29 protein-coding genes are annotated in these 26,526 nt (G+C 45.5%); 11 read left to right on the forward strand and 18 right to left on the reverse strand.

Going from position 1 to position 26,526, the window contains the following annotated elements:
- Window positions 1-53: 53 nt before the first annotated feature.
- Window positions 54-1,244 (reverse strand): DegT/DnrJ/EryC1/StrS family aminotransferase, encoded by a 1,191-nt coding sequence (locus HGH90_RS30915; protein WP_169192747.1) that lies wholly within the window; start codon window positions 1,242-1,244, stop codon window positions 54-56.
- A gap of 117 nt (window positions 1,245-1,361) precedes the next feature.
- On the opposite strand from HGH90_RS30915, the gene HGH90_RS30920 reads away from it, so the two are divergent.
- Entirely contained in the window at window positions 1,362-1,799 is a 438-nt protein-coding gene (locus HGH90_RS30920; RefSeq protein WP_169192748.1) for a YybH family protein, read from the forward strand.
- Window positions 1,800-1,882: 83 nt separating this feature from the next.
- On the opposite strand, the gene HGH90_RS30925 is transcribed toward HGH90_RS30920, so the two are convergent.
- Complete coding sequence (locus tag HGH90_RS30925; RefSeq protein WP_168765009.1) at window positions 1,883-2,062, reverse strand: hypothetical protein; 180 nt, start codon at window positions 2,060-2,062, stop codon at window positions 1,883-1,885.
- Between the two features lie 385 nt (window positions 2,063-2,447).
- Between HGH90_RS30925 and HGH90_RS30930 the strand changes: the two genes are divergently transcribed.
- Window positions 2,448-2,993, forward strand: a complete 546-nt coding sequence (locus tag HGH90_RS30930; RefSeq protein WP_169192749.1) for a CAP domain-containing protein — start codon at window positions 2,448-2,450, stop codon at window positions 2,991-2,993.
- Here the strand turns inward: HGH90_RS30930 and HGH90_RS30935 are convergent, their stop codons facing one another.
- Entirely contained in the window at window positions 2,994-3,281 is a 288-nt protein-coding gene (locus HGH90_RS30935; RefSeq protein WP_168765007.1) for a hypothetical protein, read from the reverse strand.
- A 20-nt stretch (window positions 3,282-3,301) separates the two neighbouring features.
- Window positions 3,302-4,051 carry a glycoside hydrolase family 25 protein gene (locus HGH90_RS30940; protein ID WP_317166197.1) on the reverse strand — a complete coding sequence of 250 codons (750 nt, stop codon included), beginning with the start codon at window positions 4,049-4,051 and terminating at the stop codon, window positions 3,302-3,304.
- A 132-nt stretch (window positions 4,052-4,183) separates the two neighbouring features.
- Between HGH90_RS30940 and HGH90_RS30945 the strand changes: the two genes are divergently transcribed.
- The 3 genes from HGH90_RS30945 to HGH90_RS30955 all read left to right on the forward strand — a co-directional run bounded on the left by HGH90_RS30945 (window position 4,184) and on the right by HGH90_RS30955 (window position 7,330).
- Complete coding sequence (locus HGH90_RS30945) at window positions 4,184-5,209, forward strand: SPASM domain-containing protein (protein WP_168738262.1); 1,026 nt, start codon at window positions 4,184-4,186, stop codon at window positions 5,207-5,209.
- Window positions 5,210-5,321: 112 nt separating this feature from the next.
- Window positions 5,322-5,684 carry a BlaI/MecI/CopY family transcriptional regulator gene (locus HGH90_RS30950; RefSeq protein ID WP_168765005.1) on the forward strand — a complete coding sequence of 121 codons (363 nt, stop codon included), beginning with the start codon at window positions 5,322-5,324 and terminating at the stop codon, window positions 5,682-5,684.
- 5 nt (window positions 5,685-5,689) lie between these two features.
- A complete protein-coding gene (locus tag HGH90_RS30955; protein WP_169192751.1) occupies window positions 5,690-7,330 on the forward strand; it encodes a M56 family metallopeptidase in 1,641 nt (546 codons plus the stop codon).
- A 1-nt stretch (window position 7,331) separates the two neighbouring features.
- Here the strand turns inward: HGH90_RS30955 and HGH90_RS30960 are convergent, their stop codons facing one another.
- The 3 genes from HGH90_RS30960 to HGH90_RS30970 are packed head-to-tail and all read right to left on the reverse strand — an operon-like array spanning window position 7,332 to window position 8,408.
- Window positions 7,332-7,679, reverse strand: a complete 348-nt coding sequence (locus HGH90_RS30960) for a hypothetical protein (RefSeq protein WP_168765003.1) — start codon at window positions 7,677-7,679, stop codon at window positions 7,332-7,334.
- A gap of 13 nt (window positions 7,680-7,692) precedes the next feature.
- Window positions 7,693-8,190: a hypothetical protein gene (locus HGH90_RS30965; RefSeq protein ID WP_169192752.1), complete on the reverse strand. Its 498-nt coding sequence runs from the start codon at window positions 8,188-8,190 to the stop codon at window positions 7,693-7,695.
- A 23-nt stretch (window positions 8,191-8,213) separates the two neighbouring features.
- Window positions 8,214-8,408 carry a YtxH domain-containing protein gene (locus tag HGH90_RS30970; protein ID WP_168765001.1) on the reverse strand — a complete coding sequence of 65 codons (195 nt, stop codon included), beginning with the start codon at window positions 8,406-8,408 and terminating at the stop codon, window positions 8,214-8,216.
- 217 nt (window positions 8,409-8,625) lie between these two features.
- On the opposite strand from HGH90_RS30970, the gene HGH90_RS30975 reads away from it, so the two are divergent.
- Complete coding sequence (locus tag HGH90_RS30975) at window positions 8,626-9,675, forward strand: AI-2E family transporter (RefSeq protein WP_168765000.1); 1,050 nt, start codon at window positions 8,626-8,628, stop codon at window positions 9,673-9,675.
- On the opposite strand, the gene nadD is transcribed toward HGH90_RS30975, so the two are convergent.
- The 5 genes from nadD to paaA all read right to left on the reverse strand — a co-directional run bounded on the left by nadD (window position 9,672) and on the right by paaA (window position 12,977).
- Window positions 9,672-10,241, reverse strand: a complete 570-nt coding sequence (gene nadD, locus HGH90_RS30980) for a nicotinate (nicotinamide) nucleotide adenylyltransferase (protein WP_168764999.1) — start codon at window positions 10,239-10,241, stop codon at window positions 9,672-9,674. The two genes, HGH90_RS30975 and nadD, sit on opposite strands and share 4 nt — an antisense overlap.
- A gap of 81 nt (window positions 10,242-10,322) precedes the next feature.
- The gene (paaD, locus tag HGH90_RS30985) at window positions 10,323-10,814 is read right to left on the reverse strand and encodes a 1,2-phenylacetyl-CoA epoxidase subunit PaaD (protein WP_168764998.1); all 492 of its coding nucleotides are present in this window, start codon (window positions 10,812-10,814) and stop codon (window positions 10,323-10,325) included.
- A 3-nt stretch (window positions 10,815-10,817) separates the two neighbouring features.
- Complete coding sequence (paaC, locus tag HGH90_RS30990; protein WP_168764997.1) at window positions 10,818-11,582, reverse strand: 1,2-phenylacetyl-CoA epoxidase subunit PaaC; 765 nt, start codon at window positions 11,580-11,582, stop codon at window positions 10,818-10,820.
- Window positions 11,579-11,947: a 1,2-phenylacetyl-CoA epoxidase subunit B gene (locus HGH90_RS30995; protein ID WP_168764996.1), complete on the reverse strand. Its 369-nt coding sequence runs from the start codon at window positions 11,945-11,947 to the stop codon at window positions 11,579-11,581. Before HGH90_RS30995 ends, paaC begins: the two co-directional genes overlap by 4 nt.
- 31 nt (window positions 11,948-11,978) lie before the next feature.
- On the reverse strand, window positions 11,979-12,977 hold the full coding sequence (gene paaA, locus HGH90_RS31000; RefSeq protein WP_169192753.1) for a 1,2-phenylacetyl-CoA epoxidase subunit PaaA: 999 nt from the start codon (window positions 12,975-12,977) through the stop codon (window positions 11,979-11,981).
- Between the two features lie 163 nt (window positions 12,978-13,140).
- Between paaA and HGH90_RS31005 the strand changes: the two genes are divergently transcribed.
- Together HGH90_RS31005 and HGH90_RS31010 are read left to right on the forward strand one after the other, a co-directional pair.
- Entirely contained in the window at window positions 13,141-13,803 is a 663-nt protein-coding gene (locus HGH90_RS31005) for a hypothetical protein (protein WP_168764994.1), read from the forward strand.
- A 57-nt stretch (window positions 13,804-13,860) separates the two neighbouring features.
- On the forward strand, window positions 13,861-15,312 hold the full coding sequence (locus HGH90_RS31010) for a S41 family peptidase (protein ID WP_168764993.1): 1,452 nt from the start codon (window positions 13,861-13,863) through the stop codon (window positions 15,310-15,312).
- Window positions 15,313-15,365: 53 nt separating this feature from the next.
- On the opposite strand, the gene HGH90_RS31015 is transcribed toward HGH90_RS31010, so the two are convergent.
- From HGH90_RS31015 to HGH90_RS31030, 4 genes are all read right to left on the reverse strand, one after another.
- Window positions 15,366-16,298, reverse strand: a complete 933-nt coding sequence (locus HGH90_RS31015; RefSeq protein ID WP_168764992.1) for a M28 family peptidase — start codon at window positions 16,296-16,298, stop codon at window positions 15,366-15,368.
- Window positions 16,299-16,343: 45 nt separating this feature from the next.
- Complete coding sequence (gene feoB / locus HGH90_RS31020; RefSeq protein ID WP_169192754.1) at window positions 16,344-18,473, reverse strand: ferrous iron transport protein B; 2,130 nt, start codon at window positions 18,471-18,473, stop codon at window positions 16,344-16,346.
- Between the two features lie 177 nt (window positions 18,474-18,650).
- Window positions 18,651-20,423, reverse strand: a complete 1,773-nt coding sequence (locus HGH90_RS31025) for a PspC domain-containing protein (RefSeq protein WP_168764990.1) — start codon at window positions 20,421-20,423, stop codon at window positions 18,651-18,653.
- A gap of 31 nt (window positions 20,424-20,454) precedes the next feature.
- Window positions 20,455-20,796, reverse strand: a complete 342-nt coding sequence (locus HGH90_RS31030) for a PadR family transcriptional regulator (protein ID WP_168738278.1) — start codon at window positions 20,794-20,796, stop codon at window positions 20,455-20,457.
- A 364-nt stretch (window positions 20,797-21,160) separates the two neighbouring features.
- On the opposite strand from HGH90_RS31030, the gene HGH90_RS31035 reads away from it, so the two are divergent.
- The 3 genes from HGH90_RS31035 to HGH90_RS31045 all read left to right on the forward strand — a co-directional run bounded on the left by HGH90_RS31035 (window position 21,161) and on the right by HGH90_RS31045 (window position 24,073).
- The gene (locus HGH90_RS31035) at window positions 21,161-21,454 is read left to right on the forward strand and encodes a hypothetical protein (protein WP_168764989.1); all 294 of its coding nucleotides are present in this window, start codon (window positions 21,161-21,163) and stop codon (window positions 21,452-21,454) included.
- 203 nt (window positions 21,455-21,657) lie between these two features.
- Window positions 21,658-23,307, forward strand: coding sequence for a SulP family inorganic anion transporter (locus tag HGH90_RS31040; RefSeq protein WP_168764988.1), 1,650 nt, complete (start codon window positions 21,658-21,660; stop codon window positions 23,305-23,307).
- A gap of 91 nt (window positions 23,308-23,398) precedes the next feature.
- A complete protein-coding gene (locus HGH90_RS31045) occupies window positions 23,399-24,073 on the forward strand; it encodes a carbonic anhydrase family protein (protein ID WP_168764987.1) in 675 nt (224 codons plus the stop codon).
- Window positions 24,074-24,195: 122 nt separating this feature from the next.
- Here HGH90_RS31045 and HGH90_RS31050 read toward each other — a convergent pair whose 3' ends face one another.
- Together HGH90_RS31050 and HGH90_RS31055 are read right to left on the reverse strand one after the other, a co-directional pair.
- Window positions 24,196-25,332 (reverse strand): methionine aminotransferase, encoded by a 1,137-nt coding sequence (locus tag HGH90_RS31050; RefSeq protein WP_168764986.1) that lies wholly within the window; start codon window positions 25,330-25,332, stop codon window positions 24,196-24,198.
- A gap of 101 nt (window positions 25,333-25,433) precedes the next feature.
- Window positions 25,434-26,525 (reverse strand): mannose-1-phosphate guanylyltransferase, encoded by a 1,092-nt coding sequence (locus HGH90_RS31055; protein WP_168764985.1) that lies wholly within the window; start codon window positions 26,523-26,525, stop codon window positions 25,434-25,436.
- Between the last annotated feature and the right edge of the window lies 1 nt (window position 26,526).

The following is a 26,526-nucleotide window of genomic DNA, read 5'->3' on the forward strand; positions in this document are numbered from 1 at the left end:
GACAAAAGCAGTCGCTTAACGGCTTTGTTGCTTATGCAGCTTTGCGTGCCGACTTATAACGCGCTTTTTACAGCATTCACCAGCTTTTCTGCTCTTTCCTGGATTTCTGCATCGCTCCAGCTCAGGTTGATAGGCGTGGAAATATTTCTGCCAATAATAGCATCTGAAGCAGGGAATTCCTTTGTTTTATATACTTCCATGGCCTGTTTTAGTCCGGCTGCAAATGGTGTTAGTACTGCCCCATGTTTAAAATGCTGCCATTGACGGATGTAGTGCCAGTTATTATCATAGTAATGAAAAGCTGCCAGCCCCGCTGCTTTCATGGCTGCTGCCGCTTTAGCCGCCTGGGCGGTTTCGGGCAGGAAGAAAGACAGGAAGGTCGCACTATCGCCGGCTTCATCAGGCAAACGGCGGAAAGTAACACCCGGTACGGTGGACAACGCATCCTTAAAAATTTTCTTGGTTTTACGCTGTATCGCCAGGAAAGTATCCAGTTTACGAACCTGTGCCAGTCCCACCGCCGCATGCAGTTCCGAAATACGGTAGTTATAGCCGATAAACGGGTGCAGATCAGCGCCACGGTCTACCCCCAGGTGATCATGGCCATGGTCCGTATAACCATCACATTTGGTATATACGTCTTTATTATTCGTGATAATAGCTCCTCCCTCTGCACAGGTAATGGTTTTCACGAAGTCGAAAGAGAAGGTACCTGCATCCCCGATGGAACCCAGGGCTTTGCCTTTATAGGTAGCACCGAAAGATTGACAAGCATCTTCCAGCAACAACAGGTTATGCTTTTTGCAAATGGCTTGCAGGGCCTCCAGGTCGGCCATAGCACCACACATATGCACCGGCATTACCGCTTTGGTACGGGAGGTGATGGCTGCTTCCACCGCCTTCGGATCCAGGGTGAGCGTATCATCCACATCTACCAGTACCGGCGTAGCTCCAACGGAAAATACCGATTCAAAGCTGGCCACAAAAGTAAAGGTGGGCATAATGATTTCGTCGCCGGCACCCAATCCAAGAGCCGCCATAGCAGTGGTCAACGCGGCAGTTCCACTGGAAGCCAACTGGGTATACTGTACATTCAGTTTATCGCAAATCGCCTGTTCCAGCTCTTTTGCTTTCCAGATGCCTTTACGCGGACCGTCAAATCCGTAACGCATCATAATACCGGTTTCCAGTACATCGTTTACTTCTTTCCTTTCCTCGGCTCCAAATAGTTCATATCCGGGCATAAACTGTTGATTTTAAAATATAATTGAAAGAGATGTTTAAAAATAGTGCTGCAAAGTTACTATAATCAATGTTGCGTTACATCGGAAAAACTGTTTATCTTTTGCTAAAAAATTAATATGCGTTTTCTACTGTTCCTTACCCTATTGGGTGGTCTTGCCTTCTCTTCCTTCCAACCGGCCCATGCCCAGCAGCACGATCAACAGCAAATTACAGCCCTGATGACGGCGCAAACAATGGCCTGGAATAAGGGAGATATAGATGGCTTTATGCAAACCTACTGGCATTCCGATTCCCTGCTCTTCATTGGCAAAAATGGGGTTACCTATGGCTGGCAGGCTACCCTGAACCGCTATAAAAAGACCTACCCGGATGTAACGGCCATGGGTAAACTGGATTTTAAACTGCTGGAATTCAAGCCGCTGGCAACCGATGTGTACCTGTTGATTGGCCAATGGCACCTACAGCGAACCATAGGCGATCTGCAGGGACATTTCAGCCTGGTATTGAAAAAAATAAACGGTCAGTGGAAAATTATTGCCGACCATAGCAGCTAAAAAAAACCATCCCAGGAATAGGATGGCCGCTATACACCACAACATTAAAAAGTAATAGCTTTCTTATTGATTAAAATAGACCGTTAACGCTTTGATTTGCTGTTGCTGTCGTTATCCCTCACGACTTTATTCTCTTTCTCCGGACTTTCGGATAAATTGCCGTGCAGGGGATTCCTGGTATGCGTGCCTTTGTCCTGGCTGAGTATATCTACCGGCTTCTTTTGCTTATCATAATGCTGACCAGGCGTTTTCTTCTTTTTCATAAAATCGCTTTTGGAGATGACAAATAAGTGGCACATGAGAAGATGAACAAACTTTGTTCCATGCCCCCGGAGGACATCTACAGGCAAACTGAGGAGCAACATCTGAGGCATCTCTTCCCCAATTACCTGATTCAGAATGAGAAAGAAATACAACACTTTCACGGGCGGACATATAGAAGTTCTGATTAACATTAGATTTACAAAAACTATCATCCATTTCTCATATCTACCCCTTATCTTCGTATCCTTGAATGTTTTTTTAACCCATAACCTCTGAGCAACCACGAGTAGTTTTAATCAGTTTCCTTCCTAAGAACCTCTATTTAGTTTTAATCTAAGTCCTGTTTAGAACCCGGTATCTATTTACTCTAACTTATTGCTGGTTATGTCCGGGAAATTTATCCGCGTTGCCACCGCATGGATGGCCATTATTTTTTATTGCAGTTGCTCCAAAACTTCAGGTCTGACCCTGAAAGAACCGGAAAAAGCGCCACAGGCAGATACGTCTATTGTGCTGGAAAACAAACTTGATCGGAGTGCCCTGCTGGTGTTGGTCAATGGCTTACGTACTCATGGCTGTAAATGTGGCACAGATGTAATGCCCCCGGTAGGAGCCGTTGTCTGGAATGGCTTGTTGGAAAAGGCGGCGTTCGACCATAGTAAAGACATGGCACTCAACAAATATTTTGACCACAACGGCCTCAATGGCTCTACCCCAGGCACCCGGCTGGATGCCGCCGGCTATCACTGGAATTATTATGGGGAAAACATTGCAGCCGGTAATATGGATGAACAAGCCGTTGTACTGGGCTGGCTGAATAGCCCCAAGCACTGTCATAATATGATGGACCCGGTATTTTCAGAAATGGGCGTAGGCTATTATAGCGGCAACTGGACCATGGAGCTGGGCAAACGAAATGCCGCCCGGTAATCAGGGCGCATCCATCTTTTTGCGCCACATCCGCCAGGCGAAGTAAATAAAGGCGGCCAGCGAAAGCACAAACCAGGAATAGAAAAAAAACATCCGCCCTGGTGTTGAGGCTTCCGGCTCCGCAAAACCAAGATACAGCCCCAGGAACACGTTGATCAACATCCAGAAAAGACCAATGAAAATGGTGCGCATGATCTTTATCAGGAAGTGAAACAAGTCGTAATCCAGCTGGTTGGGATCCCGCTCTGGGATATCCGGCACTTCCGGGTCTTCTGTTTCTTCTGCCATAATTATTTATATCAATATTACTAAGGTATGCAGAGTTTGGCCAGGTCGGTACTATCTCCTTTAAATACATTAAAATCTACCGTAGTACGGATCCCGTTTACCCGGCCTATGTCACTATGTTGCCAAAACAACCAGGCCCTGTCGGATCTGGGACGTTCTTTCTGGTAATAATGGGCAAGCCACAACGGGTAGCGGTCAAATTCAGTGCCCAGGTAGGTTTCATAAAAATGAATATTGGTATAAATAATAGGCTTTACCTTATATACTTTCTCCATTTCTTCCAGCCAGATCTTTGCGGTACTGCGAATCACCGCCGCCGGCTGGTTATTACTGGTTTCAATATCCAGTACCGGTGGCAGATCGCCCGATTGAAGGTCGGCTACATTATGAAAATTGATTGCTTGTTTTAAAGGGTCGCGGGTGGCATAAAAAAAGTGATAGGCACCCCTTACCAGTCCGGCTTTCCCGGCCTTCTCCCAGTTCTGACGAAACGATGCATCCTGCCGGGTAATGCCTTCCGTTGCCTTAATAAAGGCAAAGGATATACGAACTTTCTTCACCTGCATCTGCTTAACTGCCTGCCAGTTGATATCTTTTTGGAACTTAGATACGTCTATGCCGTGTATTTTATAGTTTTCGGGAATATCAATGCCAAATTCTTCATACCGTACAAAGGTGATTCGGTTTTCACGCTGATGCCACCATATATAAGCCGCCACGGCTGCTATTACTACTATCGCCGGGGATATTCTGATCAATATGCGTTTCACTTTGCTTCGGTTAGTTGCAGGGTAATTGGGTAAGGGCCTTGTCATAAATTACTGACGTCCTTATTTTTTACAGCAAGTATAGGCTATAATTTGTTTAAAGACGCTACTTTTACAACGGTCAAGTGAATTTTTATGCCCGATTTTAACCTGAAGGATACCCTCAATTTGTTTTCTAAATTCACGCTGCGCCGCGGTTTGAATGCTGGCAAGGTGCTGGGAAGTTATTTTGTAAGTAAGTGGACAGGCAAGCCCGTTCAATGGGGATATCCTATTTCCATGTCCTTTGAACCAACCACTTCCTGCAACCTCCGTTGCCCGGAATGCCCCAGCGGCCTCAGAGCCTTTACCCGCCCTACCGGTATGCTGGAACAGGATTTCTTCAGGAAAACGATCGATGAAATTTCAAAAGAACTTCTATACCTGATTTTTTATTTCCAGGGAGAACCTTACCTGAATCCAGGTTTCCTGGACATGGTAAAATATGCTTCTTCCAAAGGCATTTATACCGCCACTTCTACCAATGCCCACTACCTCACAGATGCAAACGCAAAGAAAACCGTAGAAAGTGGACTCGACAGGTTAATCATCTCTATAGATGGTACTACCCAGGATGTATATACGCAATACCGCGTAGGAGGCCACCTGGATAAAGTGATCCAGGGCGCCAAAAACATTGTAAAATGGAAAAAAGAGCTGAATTCATCCAAGCCTTTCGTCTTTTTCCAGTTCCTGGTAGTAAAGCCCAATGAACACCAGATTGAAGATATTAAGCGGTTGGCTAAAGAAATAGGAGTAGACCAGGTGAGATTTAAAACCGCCCAGGTATATGACTATGAAGAAGGCAACCGCCTCATTCCTACTATCGATAAATACTCCCGCTACCACCGTAATGAGGATGGGACCTATGCTATTAAAAATAAACTGGGCAATCATTGCTGGCGCCTCTGGCATTCGCCCGTGGTTACCTGGGATGGCCTCGTGGTACCCTGCTGCTTCGATAAAGACGCGCAACATCGCCTCGGCAACCTGAAAAAAGAATCCTTCAAAGCCCTCTGGCACAACAAAGAATATATCCGTTTCCGTAGCCAGATCCTCGAAACCCGCAAAAATATAGACATCTGCGCCAACTGTAGCGAAGGCACTAAAGTTTGGGGATAATACCCGGCGATTAAAAAATTCTTCCCGCTGATTATCAGTCAATTACTACGTTTTTCGTTTAATAACTACAAAAATAGTTTTTAAACTACAAAAATAGTATTAGCTTGGTGATATGAAAAAGCTATCACGTAAAGAAGAAGAGTTGATGCAGGTAATATGGGACCTGGAAAAGGCCTTTGTAAAAGATGCCATCGAACATCTTCCCGATCCCAAACCACATTACAATACCATCGCCACCCTCATGAAGCGACTGGAAGAAAAGGGGTATCTCGCCCACACCGAATACGGCGGCTCCTATGAATACTATCCCATTATAGGTAAGGAAAACTATAAGCAAACCTTCATGAAAAAGGTACTCAACACTTTTTTCGATAACTCCTACCTCAACATGCTGGCCTATTTTGCCAAGGAAGAGAAAATCAGCCCCGAAGAGATGAAGGAACTGGTAAAAATGATTGAGAAAGATAAAAAATAACGCATATGCCTACCCTGTTTTTATACCTCCTGCAAGCATCAGGAGCCATGGCGCTTTTCTATCTCCTTTATATTTCCTGTTTCAGGAAGGAAACCTTTTACCGTTACAACAGGATATTATTGCTCAGTGCATTTATTTTTTCAGCCCTGCTCCCACTGCTGCCGATACCTGCTATACATTGGAACAAAACAGCTGCTCCCGAACCGGGCAACGCACAAGTATATTTTGCGGATCACCTGCCTAACGCGGCTGCACAGACGAGCGTTGTAGTTACACATTGGTGGGATCCCCTGCTGGTATACGGCACCACTATTCTATTGGTAATATACGCTACTGTTGCCCTTTGCCTGGTTATCACACATTGTCTCCAATTACTGAAAATCAATCGCTTAGCCAAGTCCGGAGACATATATTACAGCAATCGCATCCGGTATGTACATATAGAAAAACTCACTGCACCCTTTTCATTCCTGAATACCATTTTCATTGATTATAACGCGTACGAGCATACGGAGTTTAAACATATCCTGCAACACGAGGAGACCCATGTAAAACAATACCACTCGATAGATATGTTATTGTCGGCTTTCTACTGCTGCCTGTTCTGGATTAATCCGTTTGCCTGGCTATGTAAAAAAGCATTGCAACTGAATCTTGAATTCCTCGCCGACGATGCGGTAGTTACCAGCTCCCAGGCACCGGCAGACTACCAGTACAGCTTATTGCGGATTGGAACCCCGCGCACACCTGTGGCCATTGTCAGCCATTTCAGCAAGTCATTCATTAAAAACAGAATACTTATGATGAACAAAACCCAATCACCCCGCCTGCGTACCTGGCGGTACCTGTTGTTGCTGCCGGTACTGGCGCTTACAGCCGGCCTTTTATCCGCTACCACCACCAATATGATCACACAATCGGGCGCCGATAAGTACTTGGTCACCGAAAATGGTGTTGTACATGGTATAATCACCCGGTTAACAACCGATCAGGATCTGGCCGACATGAAAGCGGCATTGGCAGCGAAAGATATCCACCTTTCGGTCCCCGTGCTGAAACGCAACGCGTCAGGTGAAATTATCAGTATCAAGTTCGATGTAAAAGACAAGCGTAGCGGTTTGTCAGATGAAATCACAGAAGAACGCCCTATTCCTAATTTCTATTTTTATCTGGGACCAGAGGAAAGCGGTATTGGGCCAGTGCCTTTTAAACATACCCCTAAAAGCTTACTAGCCCGCGCGCTGAAGGAAAGTAGTGGCCCGGCAAAGGGTATTACTACAGATTCCACTTATCTTAAGCGCTTTCCGGGAGGAGAAGAGGCATATAAAAAAGCGCTTTCAAAAAATATCCGTTATCCACGCTATTGCCAGGAAAATGACATCGTAGGCGAGGTGATGGCACAGTACACAATTTTAGCGGATGGTACTATTGAGGACGCCGAAGTACTGATAGCCCCGGATAAAACAATGGGAGAAGAAGTAAAGCGTGTTATTAAAGCATTACCTTCTTTCAGGCCGGATGCTGGGGGAAAAATAGTGACCGTTGCTTTTACCGCATCTTTTATGCTGGAAAAGGGCGGACAATTCCATAAAGGCCCTGGTAGCGACAATGCAGATATAGTTGTTGTTGCCTACGGCAAAAAATAACCTATTCTGCCACTGGTTCTTTCTTCTTTTTCCGTGCTTTGGTGACCTTATTAAACAGGTTAATCCCCAGCTGCACACCAATGAATTCCAATGCCGTCATCAATGCCCCGGTAGCAAAATTCTTAAATTTACCGCTTCCCCACGCCATCTTAGCCACATTCATGGCTACGTTCAGGGCACCGCTATGTCTTGCGCTACCGGGGATGACTGCATTTAATGCCATCTTCTTATAATTATCCTTGAAATAATCTACCCGGTCCCCCAACTCATACTCCAGCTGTTTGGAACGCCGCTTTAAACGCTCAATTTCCAGCTCCAGTGTTTCGAAGCTGTCTATCTTTTTACGCATGTGTAAATTTTTATCATGGTTTATCCCGCATTGTGTTTTCTGTAGCTTCGTCGTCAGGTACATAGCCCAGGTCTTCCGGCTTATCATCAACGGTCTCTTCTTTCCTGGCGGATGACCGCTCCCGTTTGGCATGAATATGATCACTTTCCGCATCCCGGTCAGTAATCTCGTCTACCAGCTCCGCAATCAGCAGTTTGGCCAGGGGCCGCTGTATCAGCTGCTTGCGGAACAACAGGATCACCAGGAATAATAACACAAATAGCCCCGCCGCACAGCTAAAACCAATGGTAAAGCTGCCTGTCATCTCTCCGATCCAGAAGCCTACCACCATACCCAGGAATACAATCACAAAAAAGAACAGCAGGAAAGCCATCGTGATGGAGAAAAACAACCCCAAAGCTTTCGATAACTTTCCTGCTGCCTGGAGCTTAATCAGGTCCAGTCTGGTTTCCAGGTATTCCCTGGCTACTTTTCCCGTTTGGTTAAAGTAGTTGCCGAAATTATCTTCCATGCAAATGAATTTACTCAATGGAATTATGCCAACTCGTTTTCTAACTCATCATGAAACTGGTCTTTTCTTTTTCTCCATTTTTCTTTCAGCTTTTCAGACTGATCTTTCAGCTTTTCTACTAATTCATCTTTTTTGTCTGAATTCAGGAAATATCCCACTGCTACACCTACTGCTGCGCCCACGATAAATGAAACCACGGCTTTTGAACTGTTACTCATAACTAAGGTTTTAAAGATGTTATAAATTAGGTTTTCTTTTTGGGTAACAGAGGTTCAACAAACATTATTCCATAAATGACAATTTTGTATAACTTCCATGTTAAACCTCCGCAATAAGAACAAGTGCCCGCAGATTTTGTTTACTGTTGACAGGAGCTTATGCCAGACCAACGGTCTGCTTTTTGACATACCACTACCTCACACGATATGATGTACTATGAGCTATTTTGACAATGACCGTATTAAACAAATTGGATTTCTGTTATTGATTCTCTTCCTGGGAATTCTCCTGTTTAAGGAAATGTATACTTTTTTCCCTGGCTTCCTGGGTGCGGTTACATTATATGTAATCTGCCGGAAGTGGATGTTTCGCCTGGTGGAGGAAAGGAAATGGAGAATGAGCCTGGCCGCTACAGTCATACTCATACTGTCGTTCCTGGTTATCCTGCTCCCCGTGGGACTGTTGATAAATCTTCTGACTGCCAAGGTGGCCTATGCTGCCAATCACACCGCCGACTTGATGAATGCCCTCAAACAGGCCAACAGCAAAGTAGAAGAGCACCTCGGCATGGGCGTATTGACCACAGAACGATTGCAGAAACTGCAGGAACGCATTACGGCCATCCTGCCAGGCTTCCTGGGTGCTACTTTCAATACCCTCACCACCATCGCCTTAATGTACTTTATCCTGTTCTTCATGTTGGTAAATGGCCGGAAAATGGAGGAAACCCTGTACGAATACATTCCCCTCAAAGATAAAAACGTAGACAGACTGGGTAAAGAGTTCAACACACTGGTTATTGCCAATGCGGTAGGTATCCCTTTAATTGCCATAGTACAGGGAATTGTGTCGTTGATAGGCTACCTCATTTTTGGCATTCCCCAACCCTTTTTCTGGTTTGTAGTCACCTGCTTCACTGCCATGCTGCCAGTGGTGGGTGCTGCTGCCGTATATGTTCCGATGGGAGTCTATTTACTGGCCACCGGTGACGCCTGGCAAGGCGTGGCGATCCTCATTTACGGGTTTGGCGTGGTGGGTACTTCCGATAATATAGCCCGTATGATGCTGGCAAAAAAAATTGCGGATGTTCACCCCCTGATTACCATCATAGGCGTTATTGTGGGAGTAAGCCTGTTTGGCTTCATTGGCCTGATCTTCGGCCCGTTACTGATTTCCATGTTCATTTTATTGCTGGAAATATACAGCAATGAGTTTGTGGTGAAAAGGCGCGACAAACCGCAAACACCTCTTGAGCCCGGGCCTTAGCGATAATAATTGTTATCCGCAATGTAATTGATCACCGGATCCGGCACCATATAGCGTACTGATTTCCCCTCCTTAATCCATTTCCGGATATCTGTAGCGGAAATGTCCAACATGGGTGCATCCAGTATTTCAATAGTAGCTCCAAAGGTGTCACCTATTTCATGTCCCGGCCGGCGATATACGTAGATGGGATAATTTTTTATGATCTGCTCATAGTTTTTCCAGCGGGGTAAATTCTGGAAACTATCGCTCCCCATAATAATAGCAAATTCCTGGGTGGGAAACTTCTCCTCCAGGTAAATGAGGGTGTCTACAGTATAAGAAGGTCGGGGTAAAGAAAATTCAATATTGCTTGCCCTTAAACGAACCTCGTCTTTGATGGCCAGCTCTACCAGGTGAAAACGGTCATGCTCGTTGAGCAAGGCAGACTGGGGTTTTAGTGGATTATGCGGAGAAACCACCAACCATACTTTATCAAGATCTGTATTGTAAGCAACGTAATTGGCAATGATCAAATGCCCCGTGTGTATAGGATTAAAAGACCCAAAATACAAGCCTATTCTCATGTTTCATCGTATAAGTTGCCAATGGCGACATCAATAATGCGTGTAAAAATAGGTATTTAATGCGGGAACATGACAATCAGCTTATTCCAACGGCTTAAACTGCTCAAATACCTGTCCACAGGACTTACAAAAATGAATAGCTCTGCAAAGCGTTGAGCCAAATGGGGAACGTAAATAGGTTTCCTTACTGCCACAATGCGGACAGGGCACCGCCAGTAATATTTCGGCATGCATTTCCCCCGCGAGCACCTGGGGGGGGGCTATGCCAAAGTGCTGCAGCTTTTCTTTGGCGGCCGATGTCATCCGGTTACTCTGCCAGTGCGCCTCCTTATCCACGGTTACGGTGACGGCTATGCCTAGTTCCTGCTCTAATACTGTTTTTATTCGTTGCTGAATATAACTTACTGCCGGGCAGGCTGCAAAAGTGGGAATCATTTTAACATGTACCTCCCCTTCTCCCAGATCTACGCCGGTAATCATACCCAGATCTATCACACTCAACACCGGTATTTCCGGATCCATCACGTGTTCCAGCGCTTCATATACCGACGCTATCGTAATTGTTTGTGACATGACTTACCAGCTGGCCTCCGCATCCAGGTTAAATACCTCGCCCATTTCTTTTAATAATGGTTGCAGATAGGGTGTATGAATGCCCTGCCGGCCACCATAGGCAGGTGTAATGGTTTTTGGGTCGGGTAAATTAAGCGAGGCTTTTACCAGTATTGGATAAATCCGGTCCAACCAGCGCTGATACAGGATTGCTTCACCAGGATATACCCGTTCAGTTACAAGCGTATCTTCATATTCGGGAGAAGCCTCAAAAATACCCGCTGCCAGGGCTACGGTATTATTCAATGCCGCCTGCATCCGCTGGTAGCTGTCTTCCCCCGCCTGGCTTAACTGCGTGATCCAGGCATTGGCATGCAGCGTATGATATTTCAATTCTCCTTTTACCTTTTTGCTGAGTATCCGGAACGGCTCAAAACTGCTATCTAACAGGCTTTCGTACCGGATAGCTTCTGCATGATCAAATAAAAAATGCCGCATCAGGCTAAACCCATATTCTTCATTGGGCATTTCTACGAGGTGGCTGCATTTGAAATCCTTCTCCGGCCGGTGAAAAGCAAACGTATCAGGATCTTTTCCTTCCAGGTTTTCGTGCAAAATGCGGTACAATGCCCATGCATGCCCTATTTTATCCTGCGCCATGGAAGAAAAGGCTATGTCTTCTTCCATTACAGGCCCTAATCCGGTCCATTCGGAATTACGATGTCCCTGTATCAGTTCATCGTCTGCCATTTTAATGATCAGGTCCGTTAATGCTGCGTTATAGCTCATTTGGATTGTTTGAATTTATTGATCTTTTCCATCACCTTAAATCCGCTCGCATCGCGATAGGTCTTCTCCAGGTTGTTGGCAAACATATCTTCATCTTCTACATCAAAAGCCAGGATATCTGCACTTTTCACTACCCATAGGTTCACGCACTTTTTACGGCGGCCAAATTGTTCTTTGGCAAATACCAATGCCAGCTGTGAATCTGGGGCATGTACGCACCCCACGTGTTCATGATGTGCGCCTCTTTTTTCCTGGTGAAATACTTCATATATGTTCCAATTCTCCCCTTCCGCCACTTTCACAACTTCACCCGCTTCTCCCAGTTTCAACCTGTTTACGCGGGGATCTAAAGATTCGTTCGACATGTAATTGCTGAATAGTTGTTAATCGAAAAAATTAAGCTACCGGGAAAGCCTTTCTTTCAGCCGGCTGCATGAGTGCCTGGCGTACCCAACGCCCATGCTCTTCTGCCCATTTACGCACTTGCAAACGCTCGGCGTTACAAGGACCGCCGCCATTGATGACGCGGAAAAACTCGTCCCAGTCTGGGTCTGTATATTCCCAGCGACCGGTAGCCTCATTTTTACGCAATGCCGGATCAGGCAATGTAAGTCCCAGCTCCCATATTTTGGGTACATAAGCATCGAGGAACTGGTTACGCATATCATCGTTGCTAGCCATTTTCACTTTCCATTGCATGAGCTTTTCACTGTGACTGGATACTTTATCGGGTGGGCCAAAGAAATGCATAATTGGCTGCCACCAGCGGTTCAGAGCGTCTTGCAGCATCTCCCGCTGCGCCAGCGTACCAGTAGCCAGTTCAATAAAAGCATCATGGCCCTGTTTCAAATGAAAACTCTCTTCATAACAAATACGTTCCAGTGCCCTGCAATACGGACCGTAGGACCCTTTTGCATTGGCAACCTGGTTTACAATAGCCGCCGCATCGATCAGGAAACCTATAACGGCCACATCTGCCCATGTTTCGGCAGGGTAATTAAATACATTGGAATATTTGGATTTGCCGCTCAACAGATCGTTGATCATGGCTTCCCTGGATTTCCCCAGTGTTTCCGCCGCGTTATACAATAGCTGTCCATGGCCGATTTCATCCTGTACTTTGGCTATTAGCGCTAGCTTGCGCTTAAACCCCGGCGCCCGGGTAATCCAGGTGCCTTCCGGTAATGCACCGATAACTTCTGAGTGTGCATGCTGTTCTATCAAACGTATTAACTGTCTGCGATACTCTGCCGGCATCCAGTCACCAGATTCTATCTTTTCTCCTCTGGCAATACGTTCTTCGAAAGCAGCGAGTTTTTCGGGCTCATCATGCTGCTCTTCTTCCCGCAACTGTTTCTTGTTGGGTTCATCAAATATATATCCACCGCCGTACATAGTGCGATTGTTTTGGTCGAAAGTAATTTACGGAAAAAAGCCCGGTTTGGTGGGAAATGATTGTCTAAAAAATGGGGCTAAATGTTATAGAATCGCCAAATTTTTCCGCAATGGAACAGATTTTTATCCATTGCAGTAATTTTAACAACATCTGGTTTTACTGATGTTATCTACTGCCACTATACTGTGTTTACTGTTGCTGCCTCATGGGCATAAACACCCGCATGCCGGCAAAGAGGCGGATCCCCACTATACGGTCATAGAACTGAGTTTTGAAGACGTGCGTACACCTCCTTCCTGCGGTTCTGACACCCTTTTTTATGATCCGGAGAGACGATTGCAATGGGACGATTTCCTGGCCCAGCCTTCGCCCGCCGGCCCCAGCGCGGCGGTAGCCTATACCAGCTTCGCCTACGATGGCAGCAGTAACCTGGTACACGATACCCTGCGGATCGTACTCCGCCTGCAGGTATTCTTCATCAAAAGTGCTTCCTGGGTACGCCCCGACGCCAAAAACAGCTATACCCTGGCCCACGAACAATTGCATTTTGACATCACCCGGCTGGTAGTGGAACGGTTTAAACAAAAACTCCGGCAAACAGCCCTTAATCGCGATGACTACGATAGTATCATACAATATCAGTACCTTCAGTCATTCCGGGAAATGAACCGCCTCCAATATAAATTCGATGAGGAAACCGACCACGGATTAAATCCCGCAGCACAAATACGGTGGAGGGATAAAGTGAATATCGGATTAAAAAATAATGGCGTACTCCCGGAAGAGTTGGGCATTGAAGGCATTAACTTCACCCCCATAGAATAATAATAGCGTTTTTGCCAACGTTTAGCCATACTAGTTATACAGTATAAAAACCGATACATGCAATCAAATTATCTCTACAAATCACTGGTAACCGGACTTTTCCTGCTTTTTTTGCTGCCTGCCTGTAAAAAAAGCAACAATCCCCCGCCTGATCGCCAACCCGGAAATAATACGAGTACGGGCGCCAGTATCAATGACAGCATCTTTTTTATCGCTAAAGACATTTACCTCTGGAACGATGCCTTGCCGGATAGCGCTACCTTCAAACCCAACAGTTTTTCCACCACCGGGGATATGTTTAAAGCCCTGATGTTGTATAAGAAAAGCAGTAATAACCAACCGCTGGACCGATACAGCTTCCTTGATAACGGGGGTACATCCCGTGCCCTGCAACAGGGAGTAGTAGGCGATGTAGGTTTCGAAGTGGGCTTCCAGACCACCACAGAACTAAGGGTTGTATATGTATACCCCGGCTCACCGGCAGATAAAGCCGGGATTAAACGTGGCTGGCAGCTCACCGCAGTAAATGGGGTTACCTCATTCAAGTCTGACCAGGCTACCAACGATTTATTGAACAATGCCCTCGGTGGCGGCGGTAGCAATACCTTTGGCTTCCGCAAACCTGATGGCAGCACCCAGGAAAATGTGTTAACAGCAACCGACTATAAGCTCAATCCCATTTTATACTCGCATCTGTTCAACTTCAACGGCAATAAAATTGGCTATTTTGTATTCAACAACTTCGTGGCCCTGGCTGATGTAAAAACCCAGATCGACTCCATCTTTGGTGCATTTGCAACAGCCGGCGTAAAACAGGTGATCATCGACCTGCGTTACAATGGTGGCGGATTGATTGAAACGGCCGAATACCTGGCCAACAAACTGGTACCAGCCACCAAAACAAATACAGAAATGTATTCCCAGTATTTCAACAGCAATGTGTATAGCAACAAGTATAGCCGCTACTTCACCAATATGAAAGCAGCTCCCTGGTTCCCAACTGCTAACTGGAGTGATATTTTCTATAGCGAGGCTACTACCTATAAAACGGCCAAATTTCAGAAAGATGGCGCCCTGGCACTGGATAAGTTAAACTTCCTAGTAACTGGTAATACGGTATCTGCCAGCGAATTATTGTATAACGTGCTAAAACCTGTAATGACCACCAAACTGGTTGGTAGCACTACCTATGGTAAACCGGTTGGATTTATCAATATCACCTTCGGAAACTACGATATGTATGCCGTCAACTTCCAGACAAAAAATTCTGCCGGGGAAGGTGATTACTTCAGCGGTTTGCCTGTACAGGTATCCGTGCTTGACGATTATACAACAGATTGGGGCAATTTAAACGATCCGCTGCTGCGGGCCTCCCTGGTTGATATGGGGGTACCGGTGTCCTCCCTGGGACGCACTGCAAGGGTAGTTAGCAGCGAAATGGTCCGCACTCCCGCTAACCGGTTGGCCGCCACCCACTTCAAAGGAATGATACAAACTATTAAACAATAAATGTTGAACTGTAAAACGAAAAGGGCTCGCCATTTTGGCGAGCCCTTTTCGTTTTACATCTTTTTTGCACCGCTATATTTATTCTCCGGCATATCACTGTCCATCTTCTTTACTACGCCCAGTATGGTTTGTACCGCACGGTAATAAAAAGAGTGATTAATTCGTGTATACTCATCTGTTAGCCGGTGATAGTCGGGATGGTCCTCCACACCAAAGTACAGGAAAGGAATTTTCTGCTTAAAGAATTCATACTGATCACTCTGTCCGGTCCAGTCATCCATACCGGTTCCCGGTTTATCATGCCCGGCAAGCAGTTGTACACTGCTACCAGCAGCGATATCATCGATATATTTTTTAAGATCGGGATACTGGGTAGTGCCACACACATACAACTCATTTTTATCATTGTGGGCGATCATATCCATATTAATGTTCTGCCGAATTTGTGTTAATGGTACGGGTGGCTGCGCCACAAAGGCCTTGGCACCCTGTAGCCCTTCTTCTTCTCCATCAAAAGCAGCAAAAACGAGCGTATAACGGGGAGGGTGTTTTTTAAAATAGGCAGCAATGGCCAATAATCCGCCTATACCGGAGGCATTATCATCCGCGCCATTGTATACAGTATCCTGAGTAGCGGGGTCAAACTTCATTCCCAAATGATCATAGTGGGCAGAAATAACCATTACAGTACTTAGTTTTCCCGGAATATAGCCGTACAGGTTAGTGCCCATCACTTTTTTTTCGCCTTCCTGGAAATAGAAAGCGTATTCGTAAGTGTCGTGGTAGGGCGTAATCCCGATTTGTTTGAAACGGTCAATAATGTAAAATTGGGCCAGACGGCTTCCCCGGGTCCCAGCCTTGCGGCCTTCAAACTTGTCGGACGAAAGGGCCCGGACATCTTTCATCAATTGAGAAGAATCTACCTTGATTTGCGCTACTGCAGGAAGCACTGGTAACAAACAAAAACTGTAATAAAGCCATTTCATAAACATTGCATTAATGGTTTGACTATACCTGCAATGTACAAGATATTATCTGAAGATATGAAAGATGATATAACTGCAGATATACGCCAGTCCTGTCATATAGAGCAGCTGTATGGCTGGGAACTTCCATGATTTAGTTTCACGTTTAACAATGGCCATTGTACTCATGCACTGCATGGCAAATGCATAGAAAATCATTAGCGACAAACCGGCGGCCAGGGTATACACGGGGCTTCCGTCGGGCCTTTGAGCGGAAGATAACTTTTCACGCAGGGTAGCATTGTTGTTATCCGGGTCTTCCCCCACACTATATAGGGTCGCCATGGTACCTACAAATACTTCACGGGCGGCGAAAGAGGTAATCAGTGCGATACCAATTTTCCAGTCAAAACCCAGCGGGCGAATAGCCGGTTCAATAGCATGTCCCAACACACCGGCATAGGAAGTAGATAGCTTGGCAGACTGGTATTCCTTATTTAATTCCGCCGCCTGTGGAGAGCCTGGCGCCACCTGGGCTAACAGCGGTTCATATTTCTGATGTACCGGCTCACGCTTGCTGGCAGGACCATAGGAGGCCAGGAACCAGAGGATCACTGATATCACCACGATAACTTTACCGGCATCTTTCACAAATATTTTTGCTTTTTCCACCATGGTAGTACCTACATTCGCCCAGCGCGGGGAACGATATACCGGCAGCTCCATAATGAAATAGCTTTTCTCTTTAATCCGTACGAACAACTTCATTAACGCAGCAATGGTGATAGCCATGAAAAAGCCCAACAGGTATAACCCCATCATCACCAATCCTTGCAGCCCCAATATACCAAAACGTTTATCGGGAATCACCAGGGCAATCATCATGGTGTAAATAGGCAACCTGGCAGAGCAGCTCATCAGTGGCGTTACCATAATAGTAATTAATCGCTCCTTCCTGTTTTCGATGGTGCGGGTAGCCATAATGGCGGGTACGGCACAAGCCACGCCACTAATGAGTGGCATTACAGATTTCCCATTCAGGCCAACCTGTCGCATTAGCCTGTCGGTCAGAAAACTGATGCGGGCCATGTAGCCGGTATCTTCCAGGATGGTGATAAGCCCAAACAGGATCATGATTTGGGGCACAAATACAGCAAACCCACTGATCCCAGCTAAAATACCATTGATGAAAAAGTCGGTTACTTTATTATCGGGCAAACTGCTGCTTAACCAGCCGCTCAGGGCGCCAAATCCATTTTCGATCCAGCTCATCGGGTAAGAGGCCAACCAGAAAATGCTCTGGAATAAGAGAAACATCACTACCAGCAAAATGGCGTATCCCCAGAAACGATGCAACAATAAGTCGTCTATCTTTTCTGAACGGAGCTGCTTCTGTAGTGGATCCGTTTCCACTACGGAAGCTTTCATGATATGTTTGATACGGGCATAACGTTGCATGATCTCCTCCGCCTGCATCTTGGTTTTATTAAACTGGTGTGCCTGCAGGGATTTTTTGATTGCTTGCCGTTGGGTTTCATTTAAAAATGGCAAATCTTCCACATTTGTGGCAATATGCAATGCGCCATAATCACTTTTACAGGGTACCACCCGTTTTACTTCTTCAATCACCTCTTTCGCCAGGGCAGTGTTGTTGATAAAGTCCCGGGGCGGTGTGCTGTATTGAGAACGGATAGCCAGGTCTATTACTTTCTTTATCTCGGTAACCCCTTTATTTTTACGGGGGTTGATAGCCACTACCGGTACACCCAACTCCCTTTCCAGGCCGTCAATATCTATTTCCACTCCTTTCTTGCGCGCAATATCCATCATCGTTAGAGCAATGATTACAGGTGTTTTAAGATCTATGATCTGGGAACAAAAGAGAAGGTTACGTTTCAGGTTGGAGGCATCTGCCACGATAATCACCAGGCGGGGAATATCAGCGTTATTCTGATTAATCAGTACATCATAGGTAACATATTCATCGGCGCTCTTAGGATACAGACTATAGGTACCCGGCAAATCAATAATATTGGCCGTGAGACCAGGTACTATCTGTGCCATCCCGGTTTTCTTATCTACGGTTACTCCCGGAAAATTACCCACTTTCTGATTCAGACCAGTGAGCGCATTAAAAAGGGAACTTTTACCACTATTCGGATTACCTACCAGCGCGATGTTTATGGGAGCCTGCATTCCTTATCTTATCCTATTATTTAATATTATGTGCTGAATATGCAAAGTTAAACATTAATCAGGCTGTTGAATGATCCGATCGGGAAAATCTCAAAAGGTAAACCGCATAAAAAAAGTGTAACGAAAACCGGCGGTCGTTCTCGCTACACTTTACTTGTTGTTAACTGATTATGCTTACTAAATACTATGTATGCGTATCAGCGCATCGGCTAGGAAAGACATGCTTCCCTTGAGGATCGTTGTATTTTTAACTGCTTTTACGGCATTTTCAGCTGAGGGACCTTTATAACGATAAATCTGGGTAGTATCCTTCTTTTCGTCTTTTCCCGGTTTGTCTGATGACTCCGTTTTCTCCGTTTCTGTTTTTGGCGCATTCTGATCATCAGCACCATCAGGTGTCATTTTCAGGTTGAGCGGTACTGCGTCTTCATCGTCATCATCCCAATCATCACCACGGCCATATCTGCTTATCGAATAGTTACGGGAAACTTCATGATCTATTTCGATATTCTTTCCTACCGGAACTTTTATGGTCAGTGTGAGCCGTTGTCCGCGGTATTTAGAATGAGGAGCCAGGGAGAAACCATCCGGCAGATAAATCAGGGAGTCTTTCTGATTAAGCTGAAAGGCGATGTCATGCGCCAGCTCTTTGGCCTGTTGCACATTCCGGCCCCGGGAAAACCGGGATACTTCCACCGCAAAGCTATCATTCAGACTCTTTTCGACACGAATGTGGATGTCGTTGATCACCACTGTATCGTCCGCGATGAGGATGTTATCATCAAAAAAGCTCATTTCGGCCCTGTCGTTATCTGTTAAGATACCTGGTGATCTTTTCAGGATCAGCTTTCCTTTACTGGGCTGTTGAATAGACACCAGTTCTGTTTCGGTAGCCGTTCTTCTGAAGTCTTTCACCAGCGAAGTAGCTACAATGGCGGCAAAAGCCAGTCCCAGCAACCACAGGAAAGTGAGCGTATATCCGGCATAGCGGTTTGTTTCTTTTACACCGGTAAGTTTACGGATGATGAAAATAACCAGCGCTACTATGGGAATACCTATCAACAATCCGATGGCCGGCCATATTAAGAAGGTTTGTGCCGGAGCAGAAAGTAACAGGTTCTTGATGGGGAAAAGGGCCGCGGAAGATACTGCAATGGCTATTCCTACCACGATGAGGCAGATCAGCATCACTACAGCAAAGAAATAAAAGAAGCCTTTGGTAACAGCCACCAATACAGTACCCAGTATATTGGCCAGTTTCACAAAGAAGCGTTCAATATCGCTACCTACTTGCTTTCCGCGGCCCTGCGAAAAATTTCGGATATCATCTCCTACATTTTTCATCTGACCCTTCATGTGATTCAGTTCATCCTGGATGGTAGATTTGATGCTGTTGAGGTCTACACGCTCCCCCCGCATTTCCAGCTTTTCAGCAGCTGTGTCGGCAGATGGGGTGGCAATCCAGAGGATAAAGTATACGAGTACACCGGAGCCAAAACCACCGATAGCCAGCAAGGCAAATATGATACGGAAAATAACCGGGTCTACGTTGAAATAGGCGCCTAAACCGCTACATACACCGCTCAATACCTTATTGTCCGGATCGCGGTACAGGCGTTTACGTGGGCGGGGAGTAAAGTCGAAGGCATCATCTTTCTGTTGTTGTTGCTGGGTACCGTCACCGGTGGCGTCGTCAAACTGCTCTGGCGTACCCATAGAGGCTTTGATAGCCATTACATCGGCGTCGGTAATGCAATGAGCCCCTTTCTTCAATAAGTCCTGGAACACTTCAGCAATGCGGCTTTCAATGTCAGAAACAATTTCATCACCGCCCTCCTCTTTTGAAAAATATTTCTTCAGGCTGCCGAGGTACTGATTAAGTAGCTCATACGCACTATCCTCAATGGGGATAAGGCGGCCTGAAAGATTTATATTGATTATCTTTTTCATTACTAGTTGTTTTAGGTTTTAGGTAAGCTGCTTACAGCGGTGTGCTATTGGTTTTGGTTAATTCATGAACAGCGTTGGCCAGTTCGTTCCAGGTACTTTCCAATTCTTTATAAAAGGTTTCCCCCTTTTCAGTCATGGAAAAATATTTTCTTGGGGGACCGGAGCTGCTTTCTACCCAACGATAGGTGAGTAATTCCGCATTTTTTAATCTCGTTAGTAAAGGATAAAGTGTGCCCTCCAGGATATCCAGCTTCGCTTCTTTCATCTTCTCTATGATATCTGAAGGGTAAGCTTCTCCTTGCTTAATAACGGATAAGATGCAAAACTCCAGCACTCCTTTCCTCATCTGCGACTGTGTGTTATCTATATTCATGGCAAGTGAGCTTTAGTTTTTTAATGTTGGTTTTGTGATCAGTTGTGATAGCTATTTTTCAACTTTACAATACAAAAATAGGAATTATTTACTACTATGCAATACACAATACCATAGAAAGCAAGTTATTTTGCTTTCCACGATACCTGAAAAATGATTAGAAAAGCAATACCAGCGGTCATTTCAACAGAAAAAGCTGCTTCTCAGAATATATTTCAAAAGTGATAAACGGTCATAAATAATTATAGACGGCACTTTCGGACAAAATGGATGCTATTGTTAAAATCCTTTAACATTATTTTAATTACCCTATGTAAGTATTTATGGTCTCCCTCAATTACATTTGTACAAGCGTAACATACACATGAAGAAAATTATCGGCATATTCCTGTTGGCACTTATGGTGTCTCAACTCCTTCCAATCAAGGAAGTAGGAAAGCTGCTGTTTAATAACCAGATTGTGGAAGAACACCCGGTAGATGCTGGTGGTGACCACGTTAAAATTGCCAAGGATCTTAAATTCTGTAAGCAATTTGACGAACTACAGTTTAATACACAATTGGTGTTGGATGTTATACACTATCAATTAATGGAAGATATTCCGAGCAACCCTGCCCAGGAAATACACGCGCCTCCTCCAAATGTGCACATAGCATAAACTTCCCTTGCTGTTGTTTCACAACGGCTGTCTTTATTATTCATTTTTTTATTCACCGATTACTGCCAGGGCATCGTGTCTCCGCTATGGAGATATCCGAACAGCGTTCCTGATGGTATCACTATACGAGCAAAGTCGTTTCCACGGTTGCAGCGGATAGCTGCTATCCGGAAACGCGATCCTTCAACGGAAAAGCTTATTTTATGAACAAGCAAACATCCTTATTCTCCAATATAAAAGGCGACTTTTCTGCCGGCCTTGTTGTTTTCCTCATTGCTGTGCCTCTGTGTTTGGGTATCGCCCTGGCCTCTGGCGCCCCCTTGTTTGCCGGTATGATTTCCGGTATCATCGGTGGCCTGGTTATTGGCTTTTTCAGTGGCTCTCAATTGAGCGTAAGCGGCCCTGCTGCTGGTCTTACCGCCGTAGTACTGGTAGCCATTACCAAACTCGGCGCCTTCGATATATTTCTGCTGAGCGTAGTGATAGCCGGCGCCCTGCAATTAGTGCTGGGCCTGGTGAAAGCGGGAACAGTAGCCAACTACTTTCCTTCCAACGTCATCACCGGTATGCTCACTGCCATCGGTATCATCATCATCCTGAAACAATTACCGCATGCATTTGGCTACGATGCCAATACAGAAGGCGATTTCACTTTTTTCCAGGTAGATGGGGATAACACCTTTAGTGCCTTATTATCTGCTGTAAATCACATCAGTATCGGCGCAACCATTATAACCATTGTTTCCATTTTCATTATTCTGTACTGGAACAAGATCCCGAAACTTAACATCGTGCCAGCGCCGCTGGTAGCAGTAGTTACCGGTATATTGCTCAATATGGCATTTTCCGGCAGTGAGCTGCTGGCACTGGGATCTAAGCACCTGGTAAGCTTACCGGTTGCCAATAGCTTCAGTGATTTCATTCACCAGTTCACCATGCCTAACTTCAGCGCTATTACTAATAAAGAAGTATGGATCACCGCAGTCACCATTGCTATCGTAGCTTCTGTGGAAACCTTGCTGAACGTGGAAGCCACCGACAAACTCGATCCCCTGAAACGCTACACCCCTCCTAACCGGGAACTGAAAGCCCAGGGTATCGGTAACATAGTGAGTGGCTTAATCGGTGGATTGCCCATTACTTCCGTAATTGTCCGCTCCAGCGCTAACATCAACGCAGGTGGCAAAACGAAGATGGCCACCATGGTGCATGGTGCATTGCTCCTGAGCTGTACGGCCCTGATCCCCGTGTTGCTGAACAAGATCCCATTAGCTACCCTGGCCGCTGTATTGCTCGTAACCGGCTATAAACTCTGTAAGATTTCCATCTTCAAAGAGATGTTTAAAAACGGTAAATACCAATGGGTGCCTTTTGTGGTAACAGTAGTCGCTATCGTATTTACCGATCTGCTCGTCGGTATTGCATTAGGTATGGCGGTAAGTGTACTGGCTATTTTACGCGGTAATATGAAAAGCTCTTACTATTTCCGCAAAGAAAAATACCATACCGGCGATAGCATCCGGCTGGAACTGGCGCAGGAGGTTTCTTTCTTGAATAAAGCCAGCATCCTGCTTACCCTGGATCATATGCCAGAAAATATCACGCTGGTGATAGATGCGCATAAAACAGCGTACATCGATTTTGATGTATTGCAAACCATCCGTGAGTTTAAGGATATTAAAGCGCCACAAAAAAATATCAAAGTGATATTAACGGGGTTTAAGCCGGTGTATAACATACAAAATACGCCCGACCTCTCGGAGGAAGAACAGACGGAGCTTAGCTCCTCATCTGTACATACTATTTCTTCCGGCAACCATAAAGAATTACTGAAACAGTTACAGTTAAATTAGGACGTAGGCCATGCGTCTCAATTATTAGGGAATCGTAAACGGAACACCATGCTTTTTTCCGTTCATTTTTCAAATTTTAAAAATGACAATCATGAAAACACTCAATAAAATATCCCAGGCAAATATATCTCCCAGGAAAGCTTTAGAACTGCTGCAGGCCGGTAATAACCGCTTTGTAGACAATCTTCGCTTTAATCGCAACCTTCTGCAAATGGTAAATGACACCAGCGATGGACAATGGCCTATGGCGGCTATTGTTAGCTGCATGGACTCCCGAACTTCGGCAGAGCTAATCTTTGACCAGGGCCTGGGCGACATCTTCAGTATTCGTTTAGCCGGCGCTGTTATTTCTGACAATGTGCTGGGAAGCCTGGAATATGCCTGTAAAATAGCCGGTTCCAAGTTCATCGTAGTACTTGGACATACCAAATGCGGCGCTATTAAAGGAGCCTGCGATGCGGTAGAACTGGGCAACCTGACCGGACTGCTGAACAAAATTTCACCCGCTGTTTTCGCAGAAAAAACAATTAAAACAGATCGCCATTCCCATAACAGCGCGTTTGTAGAAGCCGTTAACAATATTCATGTAGAACGCTCTGTACAAGCCATCGTAGAACAAAGCAATATTCTGCGTGATATGCTGCAAAAAGGGGAAATCGGTATTATAGGAGCGGTATATGATGTAGAAACAGGCCTGGTACGCTTCATGGACCATACGCTGATCCTGGAAAGCAACAAACCAGCCGAGTCGGCGGTAGCGGTTTAACAACTTTGTTTTTATAAAGGGGAATAAGTTTGCTTTTTCATGAGTAGAGGAGGCATTAATAACCCGTTGGAACATTTTATTTAAAGGCACTTGTTCCAACAGTTATTAATTGCCTCCTTTTGCTATATAAGCCGCAGCCTGGCCGCGGCTTGCTCCAGGGTTGCCTGCTTCTTCGCAAAGCAGAATCGGATGACATGATCATCTTTTCCATCGCGGTAAAAGGCAGATACCGGAATTACAGCTACGCCAAAATCTTTGGTCATGCGGACGGCAAATTCTTTATCTCCCTCATCGGAAATACGATCATATTTCATCAGCTGAAAATAGCTGCCCTCGCTGGATAGTGGAGTAAAACGGGTATCTTTCATGAGCTCCAGGAAATAATCCCGTTTTTGCTGGTAAAATGCAGGCAGTTCGAGGTAATGGGACGGTGTTTCCAGGAACCTGGCCAGGCCATATTGCATGGGGGTATTCACAGAAAAACATAGGTATTGATGTACTTTACGGTACTCTTTCATCAGGTGCTCCGGCGCTACGCAGTAGCCCATTTTCCAACCGGTATTATGAAATACTTTCCCAAAAGAAAAAGTGACAAAGCTGTTACGGTAAATAGCCGGATAACGTAATATGCTATGGTGCTGTGCACCATCGAAAATCAGGTGCTCATATACTTCGTCTGATAACACCAGCAGGTTAAACTCCTCCACTAACTTTTCCAGTTCCCGGATATCGTTTTCCTGTAAAATGCTTCCTGTTGGATTATGCGGTGTATTGAGCATAATCATTTTGGTACGGGGTGTTACTTTGGCGCGCACTTCATCCCAGTTGATCCGGTATCCTGGGAACGAAAGCGGGATGAGCACCGGCGTGCCGCCATTTACCAATACATTGGGAATATAGCTGTCATATGCCGGTTCAAAAATGATGACTTCATCGCCGGGACGTATACACGTAGCAATAGCAGTAAAGATAGCGTAAGTGCCGCCTGGTGTAATAGTTATTTCGGTGTCGGGGTTAACGGATTGCTGGTAAAGGCAATTTATTTTTTCAGCGATCCTGGTTCTGAGCGGCATCAGTCCCGGCATAGGCGCGTATTGGTTATGTCCCTGCTGCATGGCTTCATTCACCATCGCTTTCAATTCATCGCTGCAATCGTAGTCGGGAAATCCCTGGGAGAGGTTAATTGCCTGGTGGGTGGCCGCCAGGGACGACATAACGGTAAATATAGTAGTACCTACGTCGGGGAGTTTAGAGATCATTACCTTTTTTTTAGATATTGAAATTTAGCTATTTAGTGGCAAAGCGCAGAGCTTTTCCAGCGCTAAATATCTAAATTTCAACACCAAAAAACATTAAATCTTTAGAGGAATTTTTCGCCTTTATTGCGTTTTATTTCCGCTACATATTCCTTGATCTGTTGTTCATTGTCTTTCTTGCAGATCAGTAATACATCGCTGGTATCGATAACGATGAACTCATCGAGGCCCTGGAGCAGTACCAGTTTCTCGTTGGGTACTTTTACCATGCATTTGGTAGCATCGATCACCACTACATTTTTGCCTTGTACGGCGTTGCCGAGATAATCTTTTTCCAGGTTTTCGTAAGCAGAAGCCCAAGTGCCCAGGTCGCTCCAGCCGAAATTGGATGGGATTACATATACATTGCTGGCTTTTTCCATGATACCATAGTCGATAGAAATGTTGGTACACTGCGGGTATACCTGTTCAATCGCTTCTTTCTCCTGCGGTGTATTGAGGGCATAGGTGGCCTGTTCAAACAGCTCATCTATTTCCGGGAGGTATTGTTTAAATGCCGCCAGGATGGTTTTTACATTCCATACGAAGATGCCGGCATTCCAGAGGAAGTCACCGCTCTGGATAAAGGTTTTAGCCAGTTCCAGGTTAGGTTTTTCTGTGAATGTTTTGACCTGGTATACATTGTCGGCCACCATTTGTGGTTCGAACTGTATGTATCCATAGCCGGTATCTGGGCGGGTAGGCTTGATGCCCAGCGTTAGCAATGCACTGTTTTTCTGTACAAACAGCAGGGCGTTGAGGCAGGCATTGGTAAAGGCTGGTCCGTCCATAATCAGGTGATCGGCTGGTGCACAGATGATGTTGGCCAGCGGGTCTTGTTTATGGATTTTATGGGATATGTAAGCAACACAGGGCGCTGTATTTTTGCGGGAGGGTTCGCTTACAATATTGGCAGCAGGCAGCTCCGGCAGTTGTTCTCCCACTTTACCAGTATACTGGTGATGGGTGACGACGAATATGTTTTCCTTTGGAATGAACTGGACAAAGCGCTCATATGTCCATTGGAGCAGGGTTTTCCCCGTGTTCAGGATATCCAGGAACTGCTTGGGGTTGTCTGTGCGGCTATGGGGCCAGAAGCGGCTGCCAATACCCCCTGCCATTATTGCCACATAAAAATGGCTGTTCAGCTGTGTCATT

The sequence above is a fragment of the Chitinophaga sp. Ak27 genome, assembly GCF_012726295.1.
Taxonomy (GTDB): Bacteria; Bacteroidota; Bacteroidia; order Chitinophagales; family Chitinophagaceae; genus Chitinophaga.

Excerpts from the sequence above, each read along its gene's own strand:
- HGH90_RS30945 (WP_168738262.1), top strand. The coding sequence starts at position 4,184 with ATGCCCGATTTTAACCTGAAGGATACCCTCAATTTGTTTTCTAAATTC.
- HGH90_RS30915 (WP_169192747.1), bottom strand. The coding sequence starts at position 1,244 with ATGCCCGGATATGAACTATTTGGAGCCGAGGAAAGGAAAGAAGTAAAC.
- HGH90_RS31005 (WP_168764994.1), top strand. The coding sequence starts at position 13,141 with ATGTTATCTACTGCCACTATACTGTGTTTACTGTTGCTGCCTCATGGG.
- HGH90_RS30970 (WP_168765001.1), bottom strand. The coding sequence starts at position 8,408 with ATGAGTAACAGTTCAAAAGCCGTGGTTTCATTTATCGTGGGCGCAGCA.
- HGH90_RS30965 (WP_169192752.1), bottom strand. The coding sequence starts at position 8,190 with ATGGAAGATAATTTCGGCAACTACTTTAACCAAACGGGAAAAGTAGCC.
- HGH90_RS31045 (WP_168764987.1), top strand. The coding sequence starts at position 23,399 with ATGAAAACACTCAATAAAATATCCCAGGCAAATATATCTCCCAGGAAA.
- HGH90_RS30930 (WP_169192749.1), top strand. The coding sequence starts at position 2,448 with ATGTCCGGGAAATTTATCCGCGTTGCCACCGCATGGATGGCCATTATT.
- HGH90_RS31015 (WP_168764992.1), bottom strand. The coding sequence starts at position 16,298 with ATGAAATGGCTTTATTACAGTTTTTGTTTGTTACCAGTGCTTCCTGCA.
- HGH90_RS31055 (WP_168764985.1), bottom strand. The coding sequence starts at position 26,525 with ATGACACAGCTGAACAGCCATTTTTATGTGGCAATAATGGCAGGGGGT.
- paaD (WP_168764998.1), bottom strand. The coding sequence starts at position 10,814 with ATGTCACAAACAATTACGATAGCGTCGGTATATGAAGCGCTGGAACAC.
- HGH90_RS30960 (WP_168765003.1), bottom strand. The coding sequence starts at position 7,679 with ATGCGTAAAAAGATAGACAGCTTCGAAACACTGGAGCTGGAAATTGAG.
- paaA (WP_169192753.1), bottom strand. The coding sequence starts at position 12,977 with ATGTACGGCGGTGGATATATATTTGATGAACCCAACAAGAAACAGTTG.
- HGH90_RS31030 (WP_168738278.1), bottom strand. The coding sequence starts at position 20,796 with ATGAATATAGATAACACACAGTCGCAGATGAGGAAAGGAGTGCTGGAG.
- HGH90_RS31040 (WP_168764988.1), top strand. The coding sequence starts at position 21,658 with ATGAACAAGCAAACATCCTTATTCTCCAATATAAAAGGCGACTTTTCT.
- HGH90_RS30975 (WP_168765000.1), top strand. The coding sequence starts at position 8,626 with ATGAGCTATTTTGACAATGACCGTATTAAACAAATTGGATTTCTGTTA.
- HGH90_RS30950 (WP_168765005.1), top strand. The coding sequence starts at position 5,322 with ATGAAAAAGCTATCACGTAAAGAAGAAGAGTTGATGCAGGTAATATGG.
- HGH90_RS30935 (WP_168765007.1), bottom strand. The coding sequence starts at position 3,281 with ATGGCAGAAGAAACAGAAGACCCGGAAGTGCCGGATATCCCAGAGCGG.
- HGH90_RS31050 (WP_168764986.1), bottom strand. The coding sequence starts at position 25,332 with ATGATCTCTAAACTCCCCGACGTAGGTACTACTATATTTACCGTTATG.
- HGH90_RS30920 (WP_169192748.1), top strand. The coding sequence starts at position 1,362 with ATGCGTTTTCTACTGTTCCTTACCCTATTGGGTGGTCTTGCCTTCTCT.
- HGH90_RS30995 (WP_168764996.1), bottom strand. The coding sequence starts at position 11,947 with ATGTCGAACGAATCTTTAGATCCCCGCGTAAACAGGTTGAAACTGGGA.
- HGH90_RS31025 (WP_168764990.1), bottom strand. The coding sequence starts at position 20,423 with ATGAAAAAGATAATCAATATAAATCTTTCAGGCCGCCTTATCCCCATT.
- HGH90_RS30925 (WP_168765009.1), bottom strand. The coding sequence starts at position 2,062 with ATGAAAAAGAAGAAAACGCCTGGTCAGCATTATGATAAGCAAAAGAAG.
- feoB (WP_169192754.1), bottom strand. The coding sequence starts at position 18,473 with ATGCAGGCTCCCATAAACATCGCGCTGGTAGGTAATCCGAATAGTGGT.
- HGH90_RS31010 (WP_168764993.1), top strand. The coding sequence starts at position 13,861 with ATGCAATCAAATTATCTCTACAAATCACTGGTAACCGGACTTTTCCTG.
- HGH90_RS30955 (WP_169192751.1), top strand. The coding sequence starts at position 5,690 with ATGCCTACCCTGTTTTTATACCTCCTGCAAGCATCAGGAGCCATGGCG.
- nadD (WP_168764999.1), bottom strand. The coding sequence starts at position 10,241 with ATGAGAATAGGCTTGTATTTTGGGTCTTTTAATCCTATACACACGGGG.
- HGH90_RS31035 (WP_168764989.1), top strand. The coding sequence starts at position 21,161 with ATGAAGAAAATTATCGGCATATTCCTGTTGGCACTTATGGTGTCTCAA.
- paaC (WP_168764997.1), bottom strand. The coding sequence starts at position 11,582 with ATGAGCTATAACGCAGCATTAACGGACCTGATCATTAAAATGGCAGAC.